Origin of the sequence: Comamonas endophytica (genome assembly GCF_023634805.2) — a bacterium.
In the GTDB taxonomy this organism is placed as follows: domain Bacteria; phylum Pseudomonadota; class Gammaproteobacteria; order Burkholderiales; family Burkholderiaceae_C; genus Comamonas; species Comamonas endophytica.
Map to the genome: position 1 here is coordinate 1510852 of NZ_CP106881.1, position 24779 is coordinate 1535630.

The 24779-nt window shown below is 69.3% G+C and carries 20 protein-coding genes; 18 read left to right on the forward strand and 2 right to left on the reverse strand.

Annotated elements, in window-relative coordinates; translation table 11 throughout:
* Position 1 precedes the first annotated feature (1 nt).
* The 12 genes from M9799_RS06780 to M9799_RS06835 all read left to right on the forward strand — a co-directional run bounded on the left by M9799_RS06780 (position 2) and on the right by M9799_RS06835 (position 12716).
* Positions 2-742, forward strand: coding sequence for a flagellar basal body rod protein FlgF (locus tag M9799_RS06780; RefSeq protein ID WP_231043176.1), 741 nt, complete (start codon positions 2-4; stop codon positions 740-742).
* 13 nt (positions 743-755) lie between these two features.
* Positions 756-1538, forward strand: a complete 783-nt coding sequence (flgG, locus tag M9799_RS06785; RefSeq protein WP_231043175.1) for a flagellar basal-body rod protein FlgG — start codon at positions 756-758, stop codon at positions 1536-1538.
* A 127-nt stretch (positions 1539-1665) separates the two neighbouring features.
* Positions 1666-2370, forward strand: a complete 705-nt coding sequence (locus tag M9799_RS06790) for a flagellar basal body L-ring protein FlgH (protein WP_231043174.1) — start codon at positions 1666-1668, stop codon at positions 2368-2370.
* Between the two features lie 21 nt (positions 2371-2391).
* Positions 2392-3537 carry a flagellar basal body P-ring protein FlgI gene (locus tag M9799_RS06795; protein ID WP_231043173.1) on the forward strand — a complete coding sequence of 382 codons (1146 nt, stop codon included), beginning with the start codon at positions 2392-2394 and terminating at the stop codon, positions 3535-3537.
* On the forward strand, positions 3534-4487 hold the full coding sequence (flgJ, locus tag M9799_RS06800; RefSeq protein WP_231043172.1) for a flagellar assembly peptidoglycan hydrolase FlgJ: 954 nt from the start codon (positions 3534-3536) through the stop codon (positions 4485-4487). Before M9799_RS06795 ends, flgJ begins: the two co-directional genes overlap by 4 nt.
* A 12-nt stretch (positions 4488-4499) precedes the next feature.
* The gene (gene flgK / locus M9799_RS06805) at positions 4500-6458 is read left to right on the forward strand and encodes a flagellar hook-associated protein FlgK (RefSeq protein WP_231043171.1); all 1959 of its coding nucleotides are present in this window, start codon (positions 4500-4502) and stop codon (positions 6456-6458) included.
* A gap of 17 nt (positions 6459-6475) precedes the next feature.
* Positions 6476-7684 (forward strand): flagellar hook-associated protein FlgL, encoded by a 1209-nt coding sequence (gene flgL / locus M9799_RS06810; RefSeq protein ID WP_231043170.1) that lies wholly within the window; start codon positions 6476-6478, stop codon positions 7682-7684.
* Between the two features lie 17 nt (positions 7685-7701).
* Positions 7702-8877, forward strand: coding sequence for an HDOD domain-containing protein (locus tag M9799_RS06815; protein ID WP_231043169.1), 1176 nt, complete (start codon positions 7702-7704; stop codon positions 8875-8877).
* Positions 8878-9000: 123 nt separating this feature from the next.
* Complete coding sequence (locus M9799_RS06820) at positions 9001-9600, forward strand: LysE family translocator (protein ID WP_231043168.1); 600 nt, start codon at positions 9001-9003, stop codon at positions 9598-9600.
* 227 nt (positions 9601-9827) lie between these two features.
* A complete protein-coding gene (locus tag M9799_RS06825; RefSeq protein WP_231043167.1) occupies positions 9828-11030 on the forward strand; it encodes an aminotransferase-like domain-containing protein in 1203 nt (400 codons plus the stop codon).
* Complete coding sequence (locus tag M9799_RS06830; protein ID WP_231043166.1) at positions 11030-11962, forward strand: PhzF family phenazine biosynthesis protein; 933 nt, start codon at positions 11030-11032, stop codon at positions 11960-11962. Before M9799_RS06825 ends, M9799_RS06830 begins: the two co-directional genes overlap by 1 nt.
* 79 nt (positions 11963-12041) lie before the next feature.
* A complete protein-coding gene (locus M9799_RS06835; RefSeq protein ID WP_231043165.1) occupies positions 12042-12716 on the forward strand; it encodes a histidine phosphatase family protein in 675 nt (224 codons plus the stop codon).
* A 150-nt stretch (positions 12717-12866) separates the two neighbouring features.
* Here the strand turns inward: M9799_RS06835 and M9799_RS06840 are convergent, their stop codons facing one another.
* Positions 12867-13733: a creatininase family protein gene (locus tag M9799_RS06840; RefSeq protein ID WP_231043164.1), complete on the reverse strand. Its 867-nt coding sequence runs from the start codon at positions 13731-13733 to the stop codon at positions 12867-12869.
* Positions 13734-13785: 52 nt separating this feature from the next.
* On the opposite strand from M9799_RS06840, the gene M9799_RS06845 reads away from it, so the two are divergent.
* From M9799_RS06845 to M9799_RS06855, 3 genes are all read left to right on the forward strand, one after another.
* Entirely contained in the window at positions 13786-15276 is a 1491-nt protein-coding gene (locus M9799_RS06845; protein ID WP_231043163.1) for an MATE family efflux transporter, read from the forward strand.
* Positions 15277-15350: 74 nt separating this feature from the next.
* Positions 15351-17546, forward strand: coding sequence for a protein-disulfide reductase DsbD family protein (locus tag M9799_RS06850; RefSeq protein WP_231043162.1), 2196 nt, complete (start codon positions 15351-15353; stop codon positions 17544-17546).
* A 159-nt stretch (positions 17547-17705) separates the two neighbouring features.
* Positions 17706-18254: a hypothetical protein gene (locus tag M9799_RS06855; RefSeq protein WP_231043161.1), complete on the forward strand. Its 549-nt coding sequence runs from the start codon at positions 17706-17708 to the stop codon at positions 18252-18254.
* Here the strand turns inward: M9799_RS06855 and M9799_RS06860 are convergent.
* Positions 18242-19084: a GNAT family N-acetyltransferase gene (locus tag M9799_RS06860; protein ID WP_422688966.1), complete on the reverse strand. Its 843-nt coding sequence runs from the start codon at positions 19082-19084 to the stop codon at positions 18242-18244. The two genes, M9799_RS06855 and M9799_RS06860, sit on opposite strands and share 13 nt — an antisense overlap.
* A gap of 326 nt (positions 19085-19410) precedes the next feature.
* On the opposite strand from M9799_RS06860, the gene hemE reads away from it, so the two are divergent.
* The 3 genes from hemE (at position 19411) to M9799_RS06875 (ending at position 24678) form a co-directional block, all read left to right on the forward strand.
* On the forward strand, positions 19411-20523 hold the full coding sequence (gene hemE / locus M9799_RS06865) for a uroporphyrinogen decarboxylase (protein ID WP_231043160.1): 1113 nt from the start codon (positions 19411-19413) through the stop codon (positions 20521-20523).
* A 699-nt stretch (positions 20524-21222) separates the two neighbouring features.
* Positions 21223-23385, forward strand: a complete 2163-nt coding sequence (gene priA / locus M9799_RS06870) for a replication restart helicase PriA (RefSeq protein ID WP_231043159.1) — start codon at positions 21223-21225, stop codon at positions 23383-23385.
* A gap of 132 nt (positions 23386-23517) precedes the next feature.
* A complete protein-coding gene (locus M9799_RS06875) occupies positions 23518-24678 on the forward strand; it encodes an asparaginase (RefSeq protein WP_377007572.1) in 1161 nt (386 codons plus the stop codon).
* Positions 24679-24779 lie beyond the last annotated feature (101 nt).

Here is a 24779-nt window from a genome sequence, read left to right on the forward strand (position 1 = left end):
CATGGACCGCATCATCTACACCGCCATGACCGGCGCCAATGCCGCTGCCCAGCGCCAGGCGGTGCTCTCCAACAACCTGGCGAACTCCGGCACCAACGGCTTTCGCGCCGAGATGTCGACCTTCCGCTCGGTGCCCGTGCAGGGCAGCGGTTCGTCCACGCGCGTGTTTGCGCTGGAAGCCACTTCGGGCCACCTGGACACGCCCGGCCCGGCCCAGCGCACCGGCCGCGCGCTGGACGCCATGGCCATGGGCAATGCCTGGTTCGGCGTGCAGGCGCTCGACGGCCTCGAGGCCTATACGCGCAGCGGCGCCTTCGAGGTCTCCGCCGAAGGCGCGCTGCTGACCAGCAGCGGGCTGCCCGTGCTCTCGGACGGCGGCGCGCCGATCGAGGTGCCGCAGGGCGCGCAGGTGACGCTGGCCGCCGACGGCACCGTCACGGCCAAGCTGGCCGACCAGCCGCCGCTGATCGCCGGCCGCGTCAAGCTGGCCACGCCCGATGCCGAGAACCCGCTGCAGCGCGGCAACGACGGCCTGTTCCGCTCGGCCAATGGCGACCCGCTGCCGAACGACGCCAACGCGCGCCTGCTGTCGGGCTCCATCGAGGGCTCGAACGTCAACGCCGTGGAAAGCATTGTCGGCATGATCGCCGCCTCGCGCCAGTTCGAGACCCAGATGCGGCTGATGCAGACCGCAGAAACGAATGACAAAACCGCTGCCCAGCTTCTGAGCATGAACGGTTAACCAGGATTCAGCCATGATCAATTCGCTTTTCATCTCCAAGACCGGCATGGAGGCCCAGCAGACCCAGCTGGACGTCATCTCGCACAACTTGGCCAACGTCTCGACCACGGGCTACAAGCGCGCCAATGCGGTCTTCGAGGACCTGATCTACCAGAACCTGCGCCAGGTCGGTGCCCAGACCACCGAGGAAAACCAGCTGCCCACCGGCCTGCACCTGGGCCTGGGCGTGCGCGCCGCCGCCACCAGCCGCAACTTCCTGCAGGGCACGCTGCAGCAGTCGAACAACGCGCTGGACGTGGCCATCAACGGCAACGGCTTCTTCGAAGTCACGCAGCCCGACGGCACCACGGCCTATACGCGCGACGGCTCCTTCCAGGTCAATGCCCAGGGCCAGCTGGTCACTTCCAGCGGCCTGCCCGTCGGCGGCGGCATCACCATCCCGGCGGGCGCGACCAGCGTCAGCATCAGCGCCGAGGGCGTGGTGAGCGCCGTCATGCCCGGCGCCGCCGAGCCCCAGGCCGTCGGCAACCTGGCGATGTCGACCTTCATCAACCCGGCCGGCCTCGAGCCGCGCGGCCAGAACCTGTACATCGAGACCGCGGCCTCGGGCCAGCCCCAGCAGGGCACGCCCGGAACCAACGGGCTGGGCACGATCCAGCAGGGCTACCTCGAAGGCTCGAACGTCAACGTGGTGCAGGAGCTGGTCACCATGATCCAGACGCAGCGTGCCTACGAGATGAACTCGAAGGCGATCCAGACTTCAGACCAGATGCTGGCGAAGCTGGCGCAGTTGTGATTACTGCTTCTTCGGTGACTTCAGTTTGAGAACTTGAGGCCTGGCCCTTCATCCTGAGCCTGTCGAAGGATGGACGGCCCCACCTCCAACCAGTGCGCGGATGCGCACCTCCCCCAGGAACCCCGCCATGACCCCCTCCCGCCTCCCCCTCAGCGCCGCCGCCCTGGCCACCCTCCTCCTCACCGGCTGCGCCGCCACCCTCAACCCCCCGCCGCCCGTCGATATCCTTCCGACCGCGCCGCTGCAGACCCCCACCCCGATCGCGGCGCTGCCGGCCACGCCCACGGGCGGGCTGTTCCAGGCCGCGCGCTACCGGCCGATGTTCGAGGACCAGCGCGCGCGCCTGGTCGGCGACATGGTCACGGTGATGATCGTCGAGCGCGTGACGGCCTCGCAGCGCTCGACCTCGAGCCTGGAGCGCGAGAACGAGCTCAACGCCGGCCTCACCAACCTGCCGATCTTCAAGGCCGCGAATGCCGCGAACATCATCGGCCGCTCGAAGATCGGCGCCGGCAGCGACAACAGCTTCTCGGGCAAGGGCGAGACCGCCAACAGCAACACCTTCACCGGCTCGATCACCACCACCGTGGCCGAGGTGCTGCCCAACGGCCACCTCGTCGTGACCGGCGAGAAGCAGATCGGCGTGAACCACAACGTCGACGTGCTGCGCTTCTCGGGCACCGTGGATCCGCGCAACCTGCAGCCCGGCAGCGTCGTCAGCTCGACCCAGGTGGCCAACGTGCGCATCGAGTCGCGCGGGCGCGGCCAGCAGGCCGAAGCCCAGTCAATTGGCTGGTTGTCACGCTTCTTTTTGAACGTTATGCCGTTCTGATTTTCCCGAGAATGGACAGCTATGAAAGCACTGTCCACACTCCAAAAATTGCGCCCTGCCCACCTCGCGCTCTGGGCATTCGCCGCGGGTGCGGCCGTGCTGGCTGTGCCAGCGCAGGCCGCCCGCATCAAGGAAGTCGCCGCCGTCCAGGGCGTGCGCAGCAACCAGCTCACAGGCTACGGCCTGATCGTCGGCCTCGACGGCACCGGCGACCAGACCACGCAGATGCCCTACACCAAGCAGGCCCTGGCCAACTACCTGCAGCAGATGGGCATCGCGTTGCCCGCGGGCGGCAACGCCAGCCAGCTGCAGCTCAAGAACGTGGCCGCGGTCATCATCACCGCCGAGCTGCCGGCCTTTGCCCAGCCCGGGCAGATGATCGACGTCAACGTCTCCTCCATGGGCAATGCCAAGTCGCTCAAGGGCGGCACGCTGGTGACCACGCCGCTGCGCGGCGCCGACGGCGAGATCTACGCGCTGGCCCAGGGCAACCTGGTGGTCGGCGGCGCGGGCGCGGCCCAGGGCGGCTCCAAGGTCCAGATCAACCATTTGAGCGCCGGGCGCATTCCGCAGGGCGCGCAGGTCGAGCGCGCGGTGCCGACGCCGCTGCATGAAGGCCAGACCATCCAGCTGAGCCTCAACGCCACCGATTTCCAGACCGCCGACAAGGTGGTGCAATCCATCAACCGCAATCTCGGCCAGGGCACGGCCACGGCACTCGACGGGCGCACCGTGCAGGTCAACGCGCCGAGCAACCCGGGCGCGCGCGTGCGCTTCATCGCCCAGCTCGAGGAGCTGCAGATCGAGAATTCCACGCCATCCGCCAAGGTCGTGATCAATGCCCGCACCGGCTCCATCGTGCTCAACCAGGCGGTGACGCTGGGCAACTGCGCGGTGGCGCATGGCAACCTGTCGATCACCATCAGCTCCACGCCGGTGATCAGCCAGCCCGCCCCGTTCTCGCAGGGCCAGACCGTGGTGGCCGAGAAGGCCAGCATCCAGGTGCGCCAGGAACCGGGCAACGTGATCCAGATGCCGTCCTCGCCGCAGCTCACCGACGTGGTGCGCGCGCTCAACACCCTGGGCGCGACGCCGCAGGACCTGCTGGCGATCCTGCAGGCCATCAAGGCCGCGGGTGCGCTCAATGCCGAGCTGGAGGTGATATGAGCATGTCGCTCAAATCCACCGTGTCGATGGGCACGTCCAACGCGCTGGCGGTGGACGCGCGCTCGCTCAACGCGCTCAAGTACCAGGCCGGCGAGAACAACCCGGCGGCCGTGCGCGAGACCGCCAAGCAGCTCGAGTCGCTGTTCATGCGCGAGATGATCAAGAGCATGCGCGAGGCGACGATGAAGTCCGGCCTGCTCGACGGCGCGCAGGGCGACCTGGGCGCCGACCTGCTGGACCAGCAGCTGTCCGTGACCATGTCCGGCCAGCCCGGCGGCCTGGCCGATGCCATCGCGCGCCAGCTGTCCAGGGCCATGGGCGGCGTGACCGAGGATGCCGGCGATGACGCGCTGCCCTCGACGCTGAGCTTCGCCGGCCGCCAGGGCGGCTTTGCGCGCTACGGCGGTTTCGTGCCGGGCAAGAGTGCCGGCGCCACCAGCTCCGTCGATGCCTACGCCGCCAACGCGCCCTCGCCCAAGGGCCTGGACAATTTCGTGCGCTCGCATGCCGGGGCCGCCGAGCGCGTGGCGCAGGCCAGCGGCATTCCCGCGGCCTACATGCTGGGCCAGGCCGGGCACGAGACCGGCTGGGGCAAGAGCGAGATCCGCAATGCCGACGGCAGCAACTCCTTCAACCTGTTCGGCATCAAGGCCGGCAAGGGCTGGACCGGCAAGGTTGCCGAGATCACCACCACCGAATACATCGACGGCGTGCCGCGCAAGGTCACGGCCAAATTCCGCGCCTACGACTCCTTCGAGGAGTCGTTCCGCGACTACGCGCAGCTGATCAACGGCAGCGCGCGCTATGAAAAGGCGCGCGCCCAGACCGGCTCGGCGCTGGCCTATGCCAGCGAGCTGCAGAAGGCCGGCTACGCCACCGATCCGCAATACGCGAACAAGCTCAATCGCGCCATCCAAAGCACCCTCCGCGTCCAGAATACGCAAGCATAAAGAGATAAGAACATGAGTCTTCTGAATGTCGGTTCCGGCGCCCTGATGGCCAACCAGATCGCCCTGCAGACCATCGGCAACAACATCGCCAACGCCAACACCGCGGGCTACTCGCGCCAGAGCGTGTCGATGGGCACGAATTCCGGCCAGGACATGGGCAACGGCTACGTGGGCAACGGCGTGAGCGTGGCCTCGATCGTGCGCAATTACAGCGCGCTGCTCAACCGCCAGGCCAACACCGCGGGCGCGGTCCAGGCAGCCGACCTGGCGCGCGCCAGTTCGCTGGCGCAGATGCAGGAGGCGTTCTCGGGCGGCGAAAGCGGCCTGGGCGCGGCAATGAACGAGATGCTCAACGCGTTTTCCGACGTGGTCAACGCGCCCACCGACCTGACGGCGCGCAACGTGGTGCTGACGCGCATGACCGAACTGGCCGGGCGCTTCAAGGCGGCCTCTTCCAGCCTGGACGAACTCGACTACACCAACAAGCTGCAGATCCAGAACGACGTGACGCTGGTCAACAGCCTGGCCGCCCAGGTCGCCGGGCTCAACACCCAGATCAGCCGCTCGCAGGCCGCCGGCCTGATGCCCAACGACCTGCTCGACAAGCGCGACCAGCTGGTGCGCGAGATGAACCAGTATGTGCAGACCAGCCAGGTCGACGGCGCCGACGGCACGCTCAACCTGTTCGTCGGCGGCAGCCAGGCGCTGGTGCTGGGCGCGAACGCATCGCAGCTGTCGGTCAGCGAATCCCTGCAATATCCGGGCAGCGGCAAGCTGGCGCTGTATTTCACCCAGCCGGGCAACACGCCGGTGGAGCTCAGCGCCGGCATGGTCGGCGGCGGCGAGGTCGCGGGCCTGCTCAAGTTCAACAACGACGACCTGTCCGAAGGCCGCAACCTGCTGGGCCGCCTGGCGCAGGTGATCGGCACCGCGATGAACGCGCAGCAGACCCAGGGCCTGACGCTGTCGGGCGCCGCGGGCAGCCCGCTGTTCTCGCAGATCACGCAGATGCCGGGCTATACCGCGATCGAAGGCGTCTCGGCCTCGGTGAGCTTCGTGGACACGCGCTCCAGCGCCAATCCCAAGCCGGTGCTCGACGCCTCGGCCTATGTGGCCTCCGACTACGAAGTGGTGTTCGGCGAGAGCGGCAAGGTCAATCTGGTGCGCCTGTCCGACGGGCTGACGCGCAGCTATGACGATGTGGCGCAGCTCTCCGCGCAGACCATCGACGGGCTGCAGTTCAATATCTCCGGCAGCGGCAAGCTCAACGAGACGGTGCTGTTCAAGCCCTTCAGCAGCGCCGCCTCCAGCATGGAAGCGCTGGTGCTGTCGCCCCAGGATCTGGCCGTGTCCAACGCCGTCACCGCCAATATCAGCGCGGGCAATGGCGGTTCGCTGCAGTTGGCGGGGCTGAAGGTGACGGGCGCGGGCCTTCCCGACGCGGCTTCCGCCGGCGTGGAAATCCGCTTTGCCGTCGACCCCGCCACCTCGGCCGTGACCTACACCGCCAGCAACGGCGCCAGCGGCAGCTACGTGCCGGGCCAGCCGATCAGGATCGATGGCTGGGAGATCACGCTGACCGGCACGCCGCATGCGGGCGACAGCGTCATGGTCTCCAACGCCAGGAGCCCCGCGCTGGGCGACAACTGGAAGCGCGATGCCGGCAACGCCACGGCCTTTCTCGCCTTGCGCGACGCCAAGCTGTTCGACGGCGGCACCACGCTCAGCGACGGCTTCTCGACGCTGATCGCCCAGGTCGGCACGCGCACCCAGAGCGCCAAGCTGGCCGCCGACCTCTCGGGCACGATTGCCAAGAACCTCGAGGCCGACCGTACCTCGGTCTCGGGCGTCAACCTCGACGAGGAAGCCGCCAAGCTGCTGCAGTACCAGCAGGCCTACCAGGCCTCGGCCAAGATGCTGCAGATCGCGCAGAGCATTTTCGAAAGCATGATCTCCACGGTCGGCCGCTGAGATCCCAGGAGTTTCCGATGAACAACAGCATCACCCGCCTTGGCTCCGCCAACATGTACGACCGCACGGTCAACAACCTGGCCGAGCGCCAGGCCAAGCTCGCCAACCTGATGGAGAGCACCAGCGCCGGCAAGCGCGTGCTGCGCGCCAGCGACGACCCGGTCGCGGCCGCGCAGGCCGAGCGCGCGCGCACGCGCATGGACCGCACCGAAGCCGACCAGCGCGCGCTGGACGCGCAGGTCTCGATCATCAAGGAAGGCGAATCGACGCTGGGCCTGGCCAACAATGCGCTGCAGGAATTCCGCGCGCTGATGGTGAACGCCGGCAACGGCGCCTATACGCAGACCGAGCGCGATGCGCTGGTGGCCCAGTTGAGCTCGCTGCGCGCCCAGATCGCCGACCACGCCAACGCCGCCGACAGCAACGGTCTGCCCCTGTTCCGCGGGCTGGGCAGCGCCGAGCAGCCGCTGCAGGGCGGCAGCTTCCTGGGCCAATCGGGCCAGACCAGCAGCAATACCAACGGCATTGCCAACACGCTCGACGGCGTGGCCGCCTTCATGAACGTGCCCACCGGCAACGGCGTGCTGGCCGTGAACCGCAGCGCGGCCAGCACCGGCAAGGCCTGGACCGACATCGGCACCATCACCGACCCCTCGGCCGCCGCGGCCGCAGCCAGCGCCAACCCGCCGATCGGCATCACGTTCAGCGTCGGCGCGGACGGCAGCACCAGCTACAGCATTGCCGGCGGCACTGCCGTGCCCTACAAGTCGGGCGAGAAGATCAGCGTGGCCGGCATGAGCCTGACTGTCACCGGCCAGCCGGCCGATGGCGACAGCTTCACCATCGGCGCCAGCGAGCGCAGCGACCTGTTCAGCGTGCTGGACTCGGCGATCGCCGCGGTGCGCAGCAGCGTCAATGCCGATGGCAGCACGGCCTCGGGCACGCTGGCGCATGGCGTGGCCAAGGCGCTGGCTGAGATCGACAGCGGCATGAACCGCATGCAGGCCGTGCGCGGCATGGCTGGCGACCTGCTCAACCGCGCCGACACCCTGTCGGCCAACCTCAGCGCGCGCTCGGTGCAACTCGAGGCAGACCGCTCGGCGGCCGAAGATGTCGATATGATTACAGCGCTGTCGGAGCTGAAGACGCAGCAGACCGGCTACTCGGCCGCGCTGCAGTCCTATGCCCAGATCCAGAAGCTCTCGCTGTTCGACTATATCGGTTAACCCTTCTGCTGCATTCCATGGCCCTGCCCGCACTCAGCTCCCTGACACTTGGCTACAGGCCGCTCTGGAACAAGGACCGTGCGCTGGCCGGCGTGCAGCTCTATCTCGATTGCGACCCGGCGCTGGACCCGGATGTGCCGCACTTCCTGCGCATCCTGCAGGAAATGTGGAGCCAGGCGGCGCCGCCGCTGCTGCTGTCGCCCCAGACGCACCAGCTGCTCGGCGCGCTGCTGGAGCATGCGCCCGCGGGCAGCCCCTGGATCGAGGTGCGCGGCGACTGGCTCGAGAATTCCACCCTCTACGAACAGGCCCGGGCCGCGCAGGCGCGCGGGCTCAAGCTCGTGTGGCGCGGCGCGCTGGCCGACCTGCCCGACGCCGGCACCGCGCAGTGGTTCGCCAACAGCCTGCTGCAGCTCGACTCCGCGCAGTCCGGCGCCCTGCTGGACGGCCAGATGTACGAGAGCCTGCCCAGCCGTACGCTGCTCGAGCAGTGCCTCGACGGCCACCGCGCGGCCGCTGTTGCCGGCTGGCCCACCGAGGACGTGCTGCAGCAGCTGCGCGGCCGCGCCGCCCAGCCCTGCCGCAAGCAGGTGCTGGCATTGATGCAGGCCATCGATGCCGAGCAGTCGCTCGAGACCTTCGAGGACATCCTGGGGCGTGATCCCGTGCTGGCCTACCGCTTCATGCTCTATACCAATTCGGCGGCGCTGGGCCTGCGCACGGGCGTCGATTCGCTGCGCCGCGGCCTGGTCATGCTGGGCTACGGCACGCTGCAGCGCTGGCTCAGCGACCAGTTGCCGCATGCCGACACCGAACCCGACCTGCAGCCGGTGCGCGCGGCGATGGTCATGCGCGGCCATCTCACGGAGCAGCTGGTCGAGGCCGGCATGGGGCACGAGCTGCAGCGCGAGGTCTACCTGTGCGGCCTGTTCTCGCAGCTCGAGCTGCTGCTGGGCGAGCCGCTGGCCAACAGCCTGCGCCGCCTGCCGCTGTCCGAGCGCATCTACCAGGCGATCATCGGCAAGACCGGCCCCTACGCCCCCAGCCTGGCGCTGGCCGAGGCGCTGGAATCCCCCGACGGGGCCACCGTGCGTGCGCTGTGCAGGACGCATGGGATGGAGCTCGAAGGGGTGAACCGGAATCTGTTGAAGATGCTGCGGGATGCGGGGGCGGGGAAGGTGGCGGGGCGGTGAGGTTAGGGGTCTTTCTCTAGGTAGGGCCCTTCATCCTTCGACGGGGCCGCCCTCAAGAAAAGGGCGCCCCCTGCGTGAAAACACTCTGAGCCGTCCCCCGCATCGCGCCTACATTTGACCGCCATGCCCCTCGTCGAATTCACCGCCCTGCTCGTGCTCGCCGCCGCCATGAGCTTCAGCCCCGGTCCCAACACCACCCTGGCCGCCACGCTGGCCGCCAACCACGGCCTGCGGCCCAGCCTGCGCTTCGTCTGCGCCGTGCCCTTTGGCTGGTGCCTGCTGCTGCTGCTCACCTCCGCGGGCGTGGGCGCGCTGGTGCTGGCGGTGCCGGCGCTGCGCTGGGCCATCAAGGCGCTGGGCATCGGCTACCTGCTGTGGCTGGCGCTGCGGCTGAGCCGCACCGGCCAGCTGGCGCAGGCCGGAGGCAACGGGCTGGCGGTGCCCTTCTGGCAGGGCGTGGGGCTGCAGTTCGTCAATATCAAGGCCTGGCTGCTGATGTTTGCCGTGGTGGCCGGCTGGATCGCGGGCCGCCCCGATGCCTGGCAGCGGCTGACGGTGGCGCTGCCGGTCATGGCCTTCTTTGCGCTCAGCAGCAATCTGCTCTATGCCTGCGTGGGCGCGCTGCTGCGCGGCTGGCTGGCGCAGGGGCAGCGGCTGCTGTGGTTCAACCGGCTGATGGCGCTGCTGCTGGTGCTGACCGCCGCCTGGATGCTGGCGGCCTGAACCCATGCTGCACCAAAATTGCCATAGCCGGGCCTGTTGCCATTTCCGGGGCTTTGCACGCGATGCACCATGGAAGCGCCAAAATGGCTGGATTGCTGGCACGGCAGCGCAGACATTTACGCCAGGTCCGACGCGTCGCCCCCTTTCCAGCACATGCCCCACGACGGCATGCCCCGATCCCCAGCGCATTTCCCAATGCCGGTTTTAGCAAATACAGAGAGATAGTTATGACGAATTGGACCCTGGCGGCGCGTGCGGCCAAGATGAATCCTTCCGCGATCCGCGAGATCCTCAAGCTCACCGACCGGCCCGGCATCATCAGCCTGGCCGGCGGCTTGCCCTCGCCCAAGGCCTTTCCGCTGAGCGCCTTCACCGAGGCCTGCGCCGCTGTCATGGCGCGCGACGGCGCGTCCGCGCTGCAGTATTCGACCAGCGAGGGCTTCGCGCCGCTGCGCCAGGCGGTGGCCGACCTGCTGCCCTGGGACGTGCATCCCGACCAGGTGCTGATCACCACCGGCTCGCAGCAGGCGCTGGACCTGATCGGCAAGGTGTTCCTCGACAAGGACAGCCGCATGCTGGTCGAGACCCCCACCTACCTGGGCGCGCTGCAGGCCTTCGCGCCGCAGGAGCCGATTGCCGTCAGCGTCGCCAGCGACGACGAGGGCATGCTGATCGACGATTTCGCGGCGCAAGCCGGCAGCGGCGCCGACAAGGCGCGCCTGGCCTATGTGCTGCCCAACTTCCAGAACCCCACGGGCCGCACCATGAGCGATGCGCGCCGCTCGGCGCTGGTGGCCAAGGCGGCCGAGCTGAACATTCCGCTGATCGAGGACAACCCCTACGGCGACCTGTGGTTCGACGAGGAGCCGCCGCTGCCGCTGGCCGCGCGCAATCCGGCCGGCGTCATCTACATGGGTTCCTTCTCCAAGGTGCTGGCCCCGGGCCTGCGCCTGGGCTACCTGGTGGCGCCGCTCGAGGTCTATCCGAAGTTCCTGCAGGCCAAGCAGGCGGCCGACCTGCACACGCCCGGCTTCAACCAGCGCGTGGTGTCCGAGGTCATCAAGGACGGCTTCCTGGACCGCCATGTGCCGACCATCCGCACGCTCTACAAGGCCCAGCGCGACACCATGCTGGCCGCGCTCGAGCGCGAAATGGCCGGCCTGGACGTCAAGTGGACGCGCCCCGTCGGCGGCATGTTCCTCTGGGTCACGCTGCCCGAAGGCATGAATGCCCAGAGCCTGCTGGCTTCGGCCGTCGAGCGCCATGTGGCCTTCGTGCCGGGCGCGCCCTTCTACGCCGAGAACCCCGATCCGCGCACGCTGCGCCTATCCTATGTGACGGCCTCGAGCGACGAGATCAACACCGCGATTGCGGCGCTGGCCGACGCCATCCGCACCACGCTGGCCGGCGCTTCCCTGGCCGTCGCCTGATGCCGGCGCCCCGCGCACGCACCTTCGCGCAGGTCGATGTGTTCACGCAGGTGGCGCTGCGCGGCAACCCGGTGGCCGTGGTGCTCGATGGCGAAGGGCTCGATGACGCGGCCATGCAGGCCTTTGCCTCATGGACCCAGCTGTCCGAAACCACCTTCGTGCTGCCGCCCACGCCCGCGGCGCGCGCCGCAGGAGCCGACTACCAGCTGCGCATCTTCACGCCCGGGGGCGAGCTGCCCTTCGCGGGGCATCCGACGCTGGGCAGCTGCCACGCCTGGCTGGCCCATGGCGGCAAGCCGCAGTCGGCCACGCATATCGTGCAGGAATGCAAAAAGGGGCTGGTGAGCATCGCGCGCCAGGGTGACGGCACGCTGGCATTTGCCGCGCCGGCCCTTGCGCGCAGCGCGCCCGAGCCGCAGCTGCTGGCGGCGGTGCTGCAGGCGCTGGCGCTCACGCCCGATCGGGTGATTGCCGCCGAGCAGCTCGACAATGGCCCGCTGTGGCTGGGCCTGCTGCTCGACAGCCCCGAGACCGTGCTCGCGCTCGACCCGGACCATGCACGGCTCAAGGCGCTGGGGCAGAAGGTCGGCGTGGCCGCGCTCTATCCTGCCGGCGATGCACCCGCACTGATCAAGCGCTCGAGCCGCGAGGCGCGCGCGTTTGCCCAGGCACCCGCGCGGGCCGCGGTGCAGCTCGAGGTGCGCGCCTTTGCCGCGGCCACGGGCATCAACGAGGACCCGGTCACGGGCAGCCTCAACGCCAGCCTGGCGCAGTGGCTCATTGCCGAAGGCCGGCTGCAGGCGCCCTACGTTGCCAGCCAGGGCAGCTGCCTGGGGCGCGATGGCTGGGTGCATGTTGCGGCCGACGAACAGGGCCGGCTCTGGATCGGCGGGCAGACGGTGGGCTGCATCCAGGGCACGGTGCTGCTGTAGGTCCCGCACGCGACAACGGGCGCCCGCCCGGTCGCTTGCGTGACTTGCCCTGCCCAGGCGCCTGCCCACAATCGCGCCCATGGGAACCCTCTATCTCGTGCGCCATGGCCAGGCCTCGTTTGGCGCCGACAACTATGACCAGCTCAGCGCGCGCGGCCACGAGCAGGCGCGGCGCCTGGGCGAATACTGGCGCGAGCGCTCCATGGTGTTCGACGCGGTGCTGGTCGGCGGCCTGCGGCGCCACGGCCAGACGCTGGACGGCATCGGCGAAGGCCTCGAAGGGCTCACGGCGCCGGTGACGGCGCTGCCCGCCCTCAATGAATACGACAGCCAGGCACTGCTGGCCGCGATCCACCCCCAGCCGCTGCCGCGCCCCGACACGCCCGAGCTCTACCGCCAGCACTTCCGCATGCTGTGCGACGCGCTGGCGCAGTGGATGGCCGGCGTGATCAGTCCCCAGGGCATGCCCAGCTGGAACGATTTCTCGGCCGGCGTGCGCGGCGTGCTCGAGCAGGTGCGCCAGCAGCACAGCGGGCACAACGTGCTGCTGGTGAGCAGCGGCGGGCCGATCTGCGCGGCCATCGGTCAGGTGCTGGGCACTTCTCCCGAGGCCACGATCGCGCTGAACATGCGCTTGCGCAACAGTGCGGTGACGGAGTTCAGCATCAGTCCGAAGAGGTTGATGCTGCAGACGTTCAATACTCTGAACCATCTGGATAGCGATGCGCATCGGGGGTGGGTGACGCATGCGTGACTTTATAGGGCAGGCCCTTCACCCTTCGACAGGCTCAGGGCGAACGGAGGTTTTTGCCGTTCGCCCTAAACCTCGGTAAGTAAGCCTCGGTAAGTAAGCGAGGCATCAACCGTTCGTCCTGAGCCTGTCGAAGGATGGACGTCCTGTGCTCTAAAACGGACGGGCTTCACTCACCACCGTTGACCCCGGCAGCGCATGAATCTCCTGCACCAGCTGCGCCAGCCCCCTTGCCGAAGCCTCCACCATCACCCGCCCTCGCTCCGCCGTAGCCGCCACCGCATTCCCCACCGCTCCCGCCGGGTTGTAATCCTGTATCGCCCAGCCCATCTTCGCGCTGCGCCCATTGCCCAGCAAGGCGTATCGCCTTGAGCGGTCTTCGGAAGTGGATGCGAAATTGCGCGCATGCTCCATGGCCACGGTCTCGGGCGCGAGATGCAGCATCATCGAGGTCTCGACCTCGCCGCCATGGATGCCGAAGCGGTGCTCGTGCGCGCAGAACTGCTGGTTCGCGGCGTCGTCCACCAGCCCGTACCAGCTGCTGCTGTAGACCAGCAGGCCATGGCGGGCGCGCAGTTCGCGCGCGACGATGTCCATCGCGCTGACCTGGCCGCCATGGCCGTTGAACAGCAGCAGCTTGCGCACGCCGGCGCGCGCCACGCAGGCGCCGAGCTCGCACCACAGCGCGATCAGCGTCGCGGGCGACAGGGTCAGGGTGCCGGCATAGGCCTGGTGTTCCATGCTCAGGCCGATGTCCTGCGGCGGCAGGCACAGCAGCGGCAGCTCGGGCGGCAGCAGCGCCAGCGCCGCGTCGAGCACGCCTTGCGCGAGTGTCGCATCCACGGATAACGGCAGGTGCGGACCATGCTGCTCGGTGGCCGCGACCGGCAGCAGCGCCACGGTTTCGGCCGCCAACCCGTTGGTCTGGGCCAGGGCGAAGTCGCGCGCCGAGGCCTGGGCCCACCAGCGCGAGGGCCAGCGGGGCGGGGATGCATGAGAGGTCGGAGACATGCCTGCCATGGTAGTGCAGATGGCTGACAGCCGAGCTCGCATGGACCGCTGACAATGCGCCATGGCATCCACTACCCGCGACCTGACCCAAGGCCCGATCGGCAAGACACTGCTGGTGTTCTCGCTGCCGATCCTGGCCGGCAACGTATTGCAATCGCTCAACGGCTCGATCAATGCGATCTGGGTCGGGCGCTATCTGGGCGAGGCGGCGATCACTGCCACGGCCAATGCCAACAATGTGCTGTTCGCGCTGATCGGGCTGGTGTTCGGCATCGGCATGGCGGCCACCATCCTCGTGGCTCAGGCGATGGGCGCGCGCAACCTGCCCCAGGCCAAGCGCGTGATCGGCACCAGCGCCACGCTGTTCGGCGCGGCCTCGGTCGCCATCGCGGCGCTGGGCTGGCTGTTCTCGGCGCATATCCTGGGCTGGCTCGGCACGCCGCCCGAGGCGCTGCCGCTGGCCGAGGCCTATCTGCGCGTGATCTTCCTGGCGATCCCGCTGCTGTATCTGTTTGCCTTCGTCTCGGCGGTGATGCGCGGCGCGGGCGACACGCGCACGCCCTTCTATTTCCTGCTGCTGGTGGTGCTGCTCGACACCGCGTTCAACCCGCTGTTCATCTTCGGCTGGGGGCCGGTGCCGCGCATGGGCATCAGCGGCTCGGCCATGGCGACGCTGGTGGCGCATACCATCGGCTTCGCCGCCCTGCTGGGCTGGCTGCGCTGGCGCGACCATCCGCTGTGGATCGGCTCGGACGAGCTGCGGCTGTTCAAGCCCGACCTGCAGCTGCTGCGCGCGCTGGTCATGAAGGGCCTGCCGATGGGCGCGCAGATGGTGATGATCTCGATGGCCATGCTGATGCTGATGGGCATGGTCAACAGCCATGGCGTGCAGCTGTCGTCGGCCTATGGCGCCGCGCTGCAGCTGTGGACCTATGTGCAGATGCCGGCCATGGCCATCGGCGCGGCCTGCTCCTCGATTGCCGCGCAGAACGTGGGCGCGAAGCTGTGGGCGCGGGTGGACGCCACGGCGCGCGCGGGCGTGATCTGCAATGTGCTGATGACCGGCGCGCTGATCCTGGCGGCGGTGGCCGCGGACCGGTATGTGCTGGCCATGTTCCTGCCCGAAGGCAGCGCGGCGCTGGAGACCGCGCGCCACCTCAACCACATCGCGATCGGTTCCTTCCTGTTCTTCGGCGTGACCTTCGTGCTCTCGGGCGTGGTACGCTCCACCGGCGCCGTGGTGGCGCCGCTGGTGATCCTGGCGATCGCGCTGTGGGGCGTGCGCCTGCCCGTGGCGCAGTGGCTGCAGCCGCTGTGGGGCGTGGACGCGATCTGGTGGAGCTTCCCGATCAGCGCCGCCTGCGCCATGCTGCTGTCGATGGGCTACTACCGCTGGGGCGGCTGGCGCCAGGCGCGCATGATCGAGCCGGTCGAGGAGCAGCTGGCCACGCCCGCAGAGGTCGCCGCGCTGCCACCCTCGCCGGTGTGCTGCCAGTCGCTGGCGCCCGAGCCGGCGCCCGAACTGCCGCGCGGGCTGGCACCGGCGCGCTAGGAAAATCCCGGGGCGTTACCATCGCAGGGCCGGGCGCGGAACCAATCCGCATGCGCCCGGCTCCCACCTGCGCCATGAACCATCGCCTTCCTTCCCGTTCTCTTCCCTGGGTCCTTTGCCTGTGGCTGCTGGCGCTGTTCCTGCTGGGGACGGCGCAGGACAGCCGCGCCCAGATCCAGCTGCGCGGCCTGGGCTCCTCCGGGGCCGTGGTCACGACCGAGCGCGTGCGCGCCGAGCTGGTGGCGCATGCGCCCGAGGGCGTCACGCCCGGCCGGCCGCTGTGGCTGGGCCTGTCGATCGCGCACCAGCCCGAATGGCATACCTATTGGAAGAACCCCGGCGACTCGGGCCTGCCGACCCAGCTCGATTGGCAGCTGCCTGCGGGGCTCGAAGCCGGCGCCATCGAATGGCCGCTGCCCAGGATCATCCGCGTGGGCCCGCTGGCCAACTATGGCTATGAAGGCCAGTTGCTGCTGCCGGTGCCCGTCAAGGTCGCGCCCGATTTCCAGGCGCCCGAGGGCGATACGCTGACCATTCGCCTGCATGCCAGCTGGCTGGTCTGCCGCGTCGAGTGCATTCCCGAGGAGGGCGATTTCACGCTGCAGCTGCCGGTGCGCAGCGCCAGCGCAATGCATGCCCAGGCCTTTGCCGCGGCCCGGGCGCGCCAGCCTGCAGAGCTTTCCGGCCGGAGCACTGCGACGGTGGCGGGCGACCGGCTGCAGGTGCGCATCGAGGGCCTGCCCGCGGCGTTGCGGGGCACCGATCTGCAGCTGTTCCCCGAGACCCCTGAAGTGCTCGAACACGCCGCCCTTGGCACGCAGGCCTGGGAGGGCGCGATCTGGACCGCCAGCTGGCCGCTGTCGAAGATGCGCGGCGAAACGCCTGCGCAACTGCCCTTTGTGGTGACTCCCTCGAAAGCGCCTGATGCAGGACCCGTGGGCTGGCGCACCGTGGCCGCGGTCGAAGGCCGCTGGGACAGCGCGCCCGTTGCCGGCGTATCGCCTGCGCTGGAAGCGGCGCTGGCGGCCAATGCCCAGCAGGCGGCGGCTCCAGCGACCAGTGGCGGCCTGTGGATGGCGCTGCTCGGCGGCCTGCTGGGCGGCCTGATCCTCAATCTCATGCCCTGCGTGTTCCCGGTGCTGGCGATCAAGATCGTCGGCTTCGCGCGCCATGACCAGGACCGGCGCCGGCTGCGCCTGGGCGGGCTGGCCTATGGCGCGGGCGTGCTGCTGTCGTTCATGGCGCTCGGCGGGCTGCTGCTGGCGCTGCGCGCCGCGGGCCAGCAGCTGGGCTGGGGCTTCCAGCTGCAGTCGCCGGGGCTGGTCGCGGCCATGGCCGCGCTGTTCACGCTGCTGGGGCTGAACCTGGCGGGCATGTTCGAGTTCGGCCGCATCCTGCCCCAGCGCTGGTCCGGGGCGCAACTGCGCCACCCGGTGGCCGAGGCCTTTCTCTCGGGCGTGCTGGCCGTGGCCATTGCCTCGCCCTGCACCGCGCCCTTCATGGGCGCCTCGCTGGGGCTGGCCATCGACATGCCGGCGGCGCAGGCGCTGACGGTGTTTGCCGCTTTGGGCATCGGCATGGCGCTGCCCTATGTGCTGGCGAGCTGGCTGCCGGGGCTGGTGCGCTGGCTGCCGCGCCCCGGCGCCTGGATGCAGACCTTCCGCCGCGCCATGGCCTTCCCGATGTTCGCCACCGTCGCCTGGCTGGTCTGGGTGCTGGGCCAGCAAAGCGGCATCGACGGCGCGGGCGCGCTGCTGGCGCTGCTGGTGGCGCTCAGCGCGCTGGTCTGGGCATTGACGCTGGCCGGCAGGACCCGCTGGGTCCTGGGCGGCGCGCTGCTGCTGGGCCTGCTGTGGCTGGGCAGCGCGCTGGGCCCGCAGCTCGCGCCTGCGGCCGTGGCGGCGCCGGGCAATGCGCCCGAGGCCGGCGCCGATGGCTGGCAGCCCTGGTCGGCCGAACGCGTGGGCAGCCTCACGGCCGCGGGCACGCCGGTGTTCGTCGACTTCACCGCCGCCTGGTGCGTGACCTGCCAGGTCAACAAGCACACCACGCTCAACCGCGCCGAGGTGCGCGCCGACTTCGCCGCGCGCGGCGTGGCGCTGCTGCGCGCCGACTGGACGCGGCGCGACCCGGCCATCACCGCCGCGCTCGCCGCGCTGGGGCGCAGCGGCGTTCCGGTCTATGTGCTCTATGCGCCCGGCAAGGCGCCCAAGGTGATGACCGAGCTGCTGACACCGGCCGAGGTGCATGCGGCGCTCGAGACGCTCTGAACCTGTGCGAGTCCGGCATGGCGGCAACCGCCGCGCCGGGCTGCTGCGTCAGCAGTTGCCTACTGGCGCGCTCCGGCCTGCAGGCCTAGACTGAACGCACGCTGCAGCATCCTGCGGCGCGCCGGAGGGGTTCCGGCATCGACCACAAGGAGGTTTCCCATGACCGCTGCAGTGCGCCCCCCCGATCCCCCCTCCCGGCTTGCCGGCAGGCAACGCGTTTCGCGCCGATGGCGCTATGGCCTGATGGCGCTGCTGGTGGCCTGCCTGGCCGTCGCCGGCGCGGTGCTGCCGCTGGTCTGGGACCTGCTGGGCGCGTTCGACCAGTTCCCCAAGCTGCCATGGCTGCAGGAATGGCTGGCGCGCTGGCCGGGCGTGAGCTGGGCGCTGATGCTGGTCTGGGGCACGGCGGTATCGATCTCGCTGGTCGCGCTGCTGTCGCTGCGCTCGGGCTGGCGCGGCGTGGCGCTGGTCGTGCTGCTCACGCTGGTGGCGCTGCTGTGGTATCTGCACATGCCGCATGTGCAGCAGTGCCTGGCGCTCTATGGCACCGGCAATATCTGCAATACCTGGCAGTGGGTGTTCACCATCAGCCTGGCGCTGGCCACCGCGCTCTATATGTTCGTGATCTTTCTTCTGAGCCTGTCGGCACTCGGTCTGCTGTTCACCCGTCCCGATGAAGAGGCCGAGGGCAATCCTCAGTCGCGTTGACGGCGGTAGCGGGCCGGCAGGTCTTCGATCTTTGCCATCAGCGGAAGGTCCGCGGTCTGGAAATCCGGATCCCACGCGGGCGCGCCCAGCACCTTGGCGCCCATGCGCAGATAGCCCTGGATCAGGGCCGGAGCCTGCACCTGCACCGCACCCGGCGCGCGCTCCTGCGTTGGCAGCGGCAGCGCGGTATAGGGTTGCACCTGCATCTGCGCTCCGGCCAGATAGCGCGTGCGCAGCTGCTGCCAGATCGCGGCCGCGCCCTCGCCATAGGCCAGGCCCGGGTGGTACATGGGCATGCTGGCGCAGCCGAGCATTGCTTCGAGCCGGTTGCGCTGCATGAATTCGGCCAGCGCGCCCCAGAGCGCGAGGATCGTTGCGCCGTTGCGCCACTCGGCGTGCACGCAGCTGCGGCCCAGCTCCACCAGCCGCGGGCGCCAGGCGGCCAGCGGCGCGAGATCGAATTCGTTGTCCGAATACAGCCCGCCCGCGCGCCGCGCCTCGGCGGGGGTCAGCAGGCGGTAGGTGCCGATCACCTCCTGGCTCAGCGGGTCGCGCACCAGCAGGTGCTCGCAATAGTCGTCGAAGTGGTCGATGTCGTGGCCCGCCAGCGGCTCGGGCAGGCGCGCGCCCATCTCCTGCACGAACACCTGGTGGCGCAGGCGCTGGGCGGCGCGCACCTCGTCCTGATGGCGCGCCCACTGCACCAGCAGCCGCGTGGACGAGGGCTTCGCTGCCGGAGGCTGGAGCAGCGCGGGCAGCGGCCCGGGAGCGTGGAAGGGAATGCTTGGTATCCAGCCTCCGATCGGCATGGCTTGCAGGTTCTCGTCCATACATACTCCCGCGCTGCGTTGAATTGGCGTGATACCGGGATCGGGTGGGTGACGGGTGACCGCGTCGCTCCCCTTTTTTCAGCCCCGGCTCACGCTACGCATTGTTCGCCCGCGATGTGACAGCGCCGTGATGACAGCATGACAGTTGCATGTCGCCTGCCATTACGGGAGCCGGGCCCGGTTCGGTGCGCGATCCGTTAAACTGCCCCCTTGCCCGAATCCCTGTGGACCGCCCGGCCGCCACGGCCCGCGGCGCCGTCCATGACCGCTGGATGCGCCCCGCGCGGCGCCGTCCCCCGCGGCCCAGCCCTTTGTGAGTGAGCCCCATGTCTTTTGCCCCCCTTCAAAACGACACCTTCCTGCGCGCCTGCCGCCGCCAGGCGACCGACTACACCCCGCTGTGGCTGATGCGCCAGGCCGGCCGGTACCTGCCTGAATACAAGGCCACGCGCGCGCAGGCCGGCAGCTTCATGGGGCTGGCGACCAACACCGACTACGCCACCGAGGTCACGCTGCAGCCGCTCGAACGTTTTCCGCTCGATGCCGCGATCCTGTTCAGCGACATCCTCACGGTGCCCGACGCCATGGGCCTGGGCCTGAGCTTCGAGGCCGGCGAAGGCCCGCGCTTTGCCAAGGTGGTGCGCGACGAGGCCGCCGTGGCCGAACTCGCCGTGCCGGACATGGACAAACTGCGCTATGTCTTCGACGCCGTGACCTCGATCCGCCGCGCGCTGAACGGCCGCGTGCCGCTGATCGGCTTCTCGGGCAGCCCCTGGACGCTGGCCTGCTATATGGTCGAGGGCCAGGGCAGCTCCGACTACCGCCTGGTCAAGAGCCTGATGTATGCGCGCCCCGACCTGATGCACCGCATCCTGGCCGTCAATGCCGACAGCGTGGCCGCCTATCTCAATGCGCAGATCGATGCCGGCGCCCAGGCGGTGATGATCTTCGACAGCTGGGGCGGCGTGCTGGCCGACGGCTGCTTCCAGGAATTCAGCCTGGCCTACACGCGCCGCGTGCTGGCCCAGCTCAAGCGCACGGGGGCCGACGGCAGCGATGTGCCGCGCATCGTCTTCACCAAGGGCGGCGGCATCTGGCTGCCCGAGATGAAGGAGCTGGATTGCGAGGTGCTGGGGCTGGACTGGACGGCCAACCTGGGCAAGGCGCGCGCCATCGTCGGCGGCGAGGCGGGCGGTGCGGGCAAGGCGCTGCAGGGCAACATCGACCCGAACGTGCTGTTTGCCGCGCCTGAACAAGTGGCTGCACAGGCCCGCTCGGTGCTCGACAGCTTCGGCGCGCCGCACACCGACCGCACGACGACCGGCCCCACGCATATCTTCAATCTGGGGCATGGCATCAGCCAGTTCACGCCGCCCGAAAATGTGGCGGCGCTGGTCGAAACGGTGCACAGCCACTCGCGCGCTCTGCGCCAGCGCTGAGCGCCTGGGGCCCGGGGACGGTCTTTCCATGCCTTGCGCCCCCACCAATACCGCCTGGATGCCGGTGAGCAAGCGCCCACCTTGCACACACGTAGTTATGCACAGCAACGGGGCAGGCCGGCATGCACACTTGCAGTGCGCGATGGCCTGCAGACCCTGCTCCCGCGCTTCAAGAGAAAATCGCAAGTCGTTGATTCAAAAGGAAATTCCCGTTTACTGCAAGGATCTGCCTAGCGACACAAGCCAGGCGAGTCAACCATGTTGCGGCTGTGCCCACATCCTTTGTGCACAAAGTTATCCACAGAATTGCCGGAAATCGGCAAATAGAGCCGCAAATCAAGGACTTGCAGTGGATTTCTCAGGCTTTTACCGCCGAACCCAGGGTTTGCGGAACAAAAATGGCCGGGGCCAGGCGCTTGACAGCCAGGCCGATTCCGACTTATGCACATGGGTCGGCGTGGTCACGGGAGGCATGAGCGAGGGCGAAAACACTGCCAGAATCCTGGCGGCCCGTCTGTAAGCCATTGATTTATAAAGACTGAACTGGAGGGCCCGGCTGAGGAAAAAACAACGTTTGCCTTGCCAAAAGCTTTCGCCTCGGCACAAGCCCTGACAATTCCCACAAAGTTATCCACAGAAAACCCGAAATTCCGCGAATCTCCGGGTTTCCCCGCTTCACCGACCTCTGTCCGCCGCGCCATGACCGCCCTGTTCCCCGTCCAGATTGCCCTGCAGATGCCAGCCCACAGCGCGGTGGGCCACCTGCTGACCTATGCGGCCGGCGCGCGCCTGGCACCGGGTACGCTGGTGCGTGTGCCGTTGGGCCGGCGCGAGGTGCTGGGCGTGGTCTGGGACGACAACGATTCCTGCGGCACTGCGCCTGGCGAAGCGCCGGCGCAGGCCCTGCCCGAGGGCACGCAGCTGCGGGCCGTGAGCGCGGTGCTCGATGGCATTGCCCCGCTGCCCGATGCTTGGCGCCGGCTGGTGGCCTTTGCCGCGCGCTACTACCAGCGCAGCTGCGGCGAGATCGCCATGGCGGCGCTGCCGCCGCAGCTGCGCGAGCTCACGCCCGAGCAGCTGGCGCGCCGCCTCAAGCCGTCCAAGGCGGCTGCGCCGGCAGCTGCCGCGGCGGGCGCCGCGGCGCCGCTGGTGGCGTTGAGCGCCGAGCAGGAGGCGGTGGTGGCGCAGATTGCAGCCGGCAGCGCAGACCGCCGGCCATTCCTGCTCTACGGCAGCACCGGCAGCGGCAAGACCGAGGTCTATCTGCGCTGCGTGCAGGCGGCGCTCGATGCCGACCCGCAGGCCCAGGCGCTGGTGATGGTGCCCGAGATCAACCTGACGCCGCAGCTGGAATCGCGCTTCGTCGAGCGCTTCGCGCCGCAGTACGGCGCGGCGGCCGTGGTCAGCATGCACAGCGGCATGACCGGCCCGCAGCGCCTCAGGAGCTGGCTGGCGGCGCACACCGGCCAGGCGCGGATCGTGCTGGGCACGCGCATGTCGGTGTTCGCCAGTTTGCCAGGCCTCAAGGTGATCGTGGTCGACGAGGAGCACGACGCCAGCTACAAGCAGCAGGAAGGCGCGCGCTACTCGGCGCGCGACCTGGCGATCTGGCGCGCGCGCGCCCATGGCGCGCAGATCATCCTGGGCAGCGCCACCCCTTCGCTGGAGAGCTGGCATGCCAGCCGCCCGGCCACGCCGCAGGACCCGGGCGGGCGCTACCTGCGGCTGCACATGCCCAGCCGCATCGGCTCTGCCGCCCTGCCCCGGGTGCGGCTGGTCGACATGACCCAGCAGCCCAAACGCGCGGTGTTCTCGCCGCCGCTGCTCGCCGCCATCACCGAGCGCGTGCAGCGCGGCGAGCAGAGCCTGGTGCTGCTCAACCGCCGCGGCTTCGCGCCCGTGCTCTACTGCGCCGACTGCGAATGGAAAAGCGACTGCCCGCACTGCAGCGCGCACCAGGTGTTCCACAAGAACGACCGCACGCTGCGCTGCCACCACTGCGGCTTCACGCAGCGCGTGCCCCCGGCCTGTCCCAGCTGCGGCAACCCCGACATCCTGCCGCTGGGCAAGGGCACCGAGCAGCTCGAGGAGGAGCTGGTGCGTCTGCTGCGCAATGTGCAGCGCCCCGACCATGCGCCGGCGCGCGTGGCGCGCATCGATGCCGACACCACCAAGACCAAGGGTTCGCTCGAAGCCCAGCTGGCGCAGATGCATTCCGGCGACATCGACGTGCTGGTCGGCACGCAGATGGTCGCCAAGGGCCATGACTTCCGGCGCATCACGCTGGTCGCGGCCGTGCAGCCCGACAACGCGCTGTTTTCCAACGACTACCGCGCGGCCGAGCGGCTGTTCTGCCTGCTGATGCAGGCCGCGGGCCGGGCCGGGCGCGATGCCGGCTACCTGCAGGCCCAGGGCAGCCGCGCCGAGATGTGGATCCAGACGCGCGACCCGCAGCATGCGGTGTTCACCGCGCTGCGCAGCCATGACTATCCCAGCTTCGCCGCGCAGCAGCTGCGCGAGCGCGAGGACGCAGGCATGCCGCCCTTCGCCTACCAGGCGCTGGTGCGCGCCGACGCGCGCACCCAGGAGGATGCGCAGGCCTTCCTGCACGCCGCTTGCCAGGCGGCGCGCGAGGCCCGGCTGCCCGGGCTGGACGAGGTCTTCCTGTTTCCGCCCATTCCCATGACCATCCAGCGCGTGGCCAATGTCGAACGCGCGCAGATGCTGCTCGAGAGCGTGGACCGCATGGCGCTGCAGCGCTTCCTGCATGCCTGGCAGCCGCTGCTGCACCAGCTGCGCGCCCAGCCCGTGCACCGGCCGCTGGTGCGCTGGCTCGTCGACGTCGACCCTCTAGCGATCTGAACGGCCGCGGTCAAGCGCCTGCTGACGCCGTGGCTATGGCGTTGCACAGGCCCGGGCAAAGCGGCATTGTCGTTGTCTGGTGGGCGCGCCGCGGGTCCTCTGCGGCGCGCGCCCCTGCTGGAGCCCATAACTATGAAGACCCTCAATCGCCCCTTCGCGCGCCTGGCCCTGTACGCCGCAGCGCTCACCCTGGCCGCCTGCACGACCGCACCGCCGCGCGAGCCGGGCGCCATGCCCGCCATGGCGCAGGCTGCGCCGTCCACGATCGCAGTGCAGCCCGCGGCGGCCGCCCCCGCCCCGGCCGGCCTTCCCCATGTGGTGGTGCTGGCCACGGGCGGCACCATTGCCGGCGCCGGCGCCTCGGCCACGAGCAGCGCCACCTACCAGGCGGCCAAGGTGCCGGTGGACCAGTTGCTCGCCGGCCTGCCCGAGCTTGGCAAGGCCGCGCGCGTGTCGGGCGAGCAGGTGTTCCAGATCGCCTCGGAAAGCTTCACCAACGAGCAGCTGCTGACGCTGGCGCGGCGCGTGCAGGCGCTGGTGCGCCAGCCCGACGTGCAGGGCATCGTCATCACCCACGGCACCGACACGCTGGAGGAGACCGGCTTCTTCCTGAACCTGGTGGTGCAGACCGACAAGCCCGTCGTGCTGGTCGGCTCGATGCGCCCGGGCACGGCGCTGTCGGCCGATGGCGCGCTCAACCTGGTGGGTGCGGTGAGCGTGGCCGCCAGCCCCGAGTCCGCCGGCAAGGGCGTGCTGGTCAGCATGCATGACGAGATCCACACCGCGCGCGACGTGGCCAAGATGGCCAACATCAAGACCAGCGCCTTTGCCAGCCCCTGGGGGCCGCTGGGCATGGTGGTGGAAGGCAAGACCTGGTGGTTCCGCGCGCCCGTCAAGCGCCATACCAGCGCCAGCGAATTCAGCATCGACCGCATCCAGGCGCTGCCGGCCGTGGACATCGTCTACAGCTACGCCAACGTGCCCGGCACCGCGCTCGATGCCCTGGGCGCGGCCGGCATGCAGGCCGTCATCCACGCGGGCACCGGCAACGGCTCGGTGGCCGACCGCATCGTGCCGCGGCTCAACGAATGGCGCCGCAAGGGCGTGGTGGTGGTGCGCAGCTCGCGCATTCCCGGTGGCTTCGTGCTGCGCAACGCCGAGCAGCCCGACGACAAATACGACTGGATCGTGGCCCACGACCTGAACCCGCAGAAGGCAAGGCTGCTGGCGGCCGTGGCGCTGACGCAGACACGCGACACGCGCGAGCTGCAGCGCATCTTCTGGGAGTATTGAGCGTCAGCGCAGCAGCGGGCGCAGCGGCCCCGGGCCACCTGCGGGCGCTGCTGCGCCGGCAATGCGCCGAATGCCTCGGAGGAAAGATAGGCAAATCCACC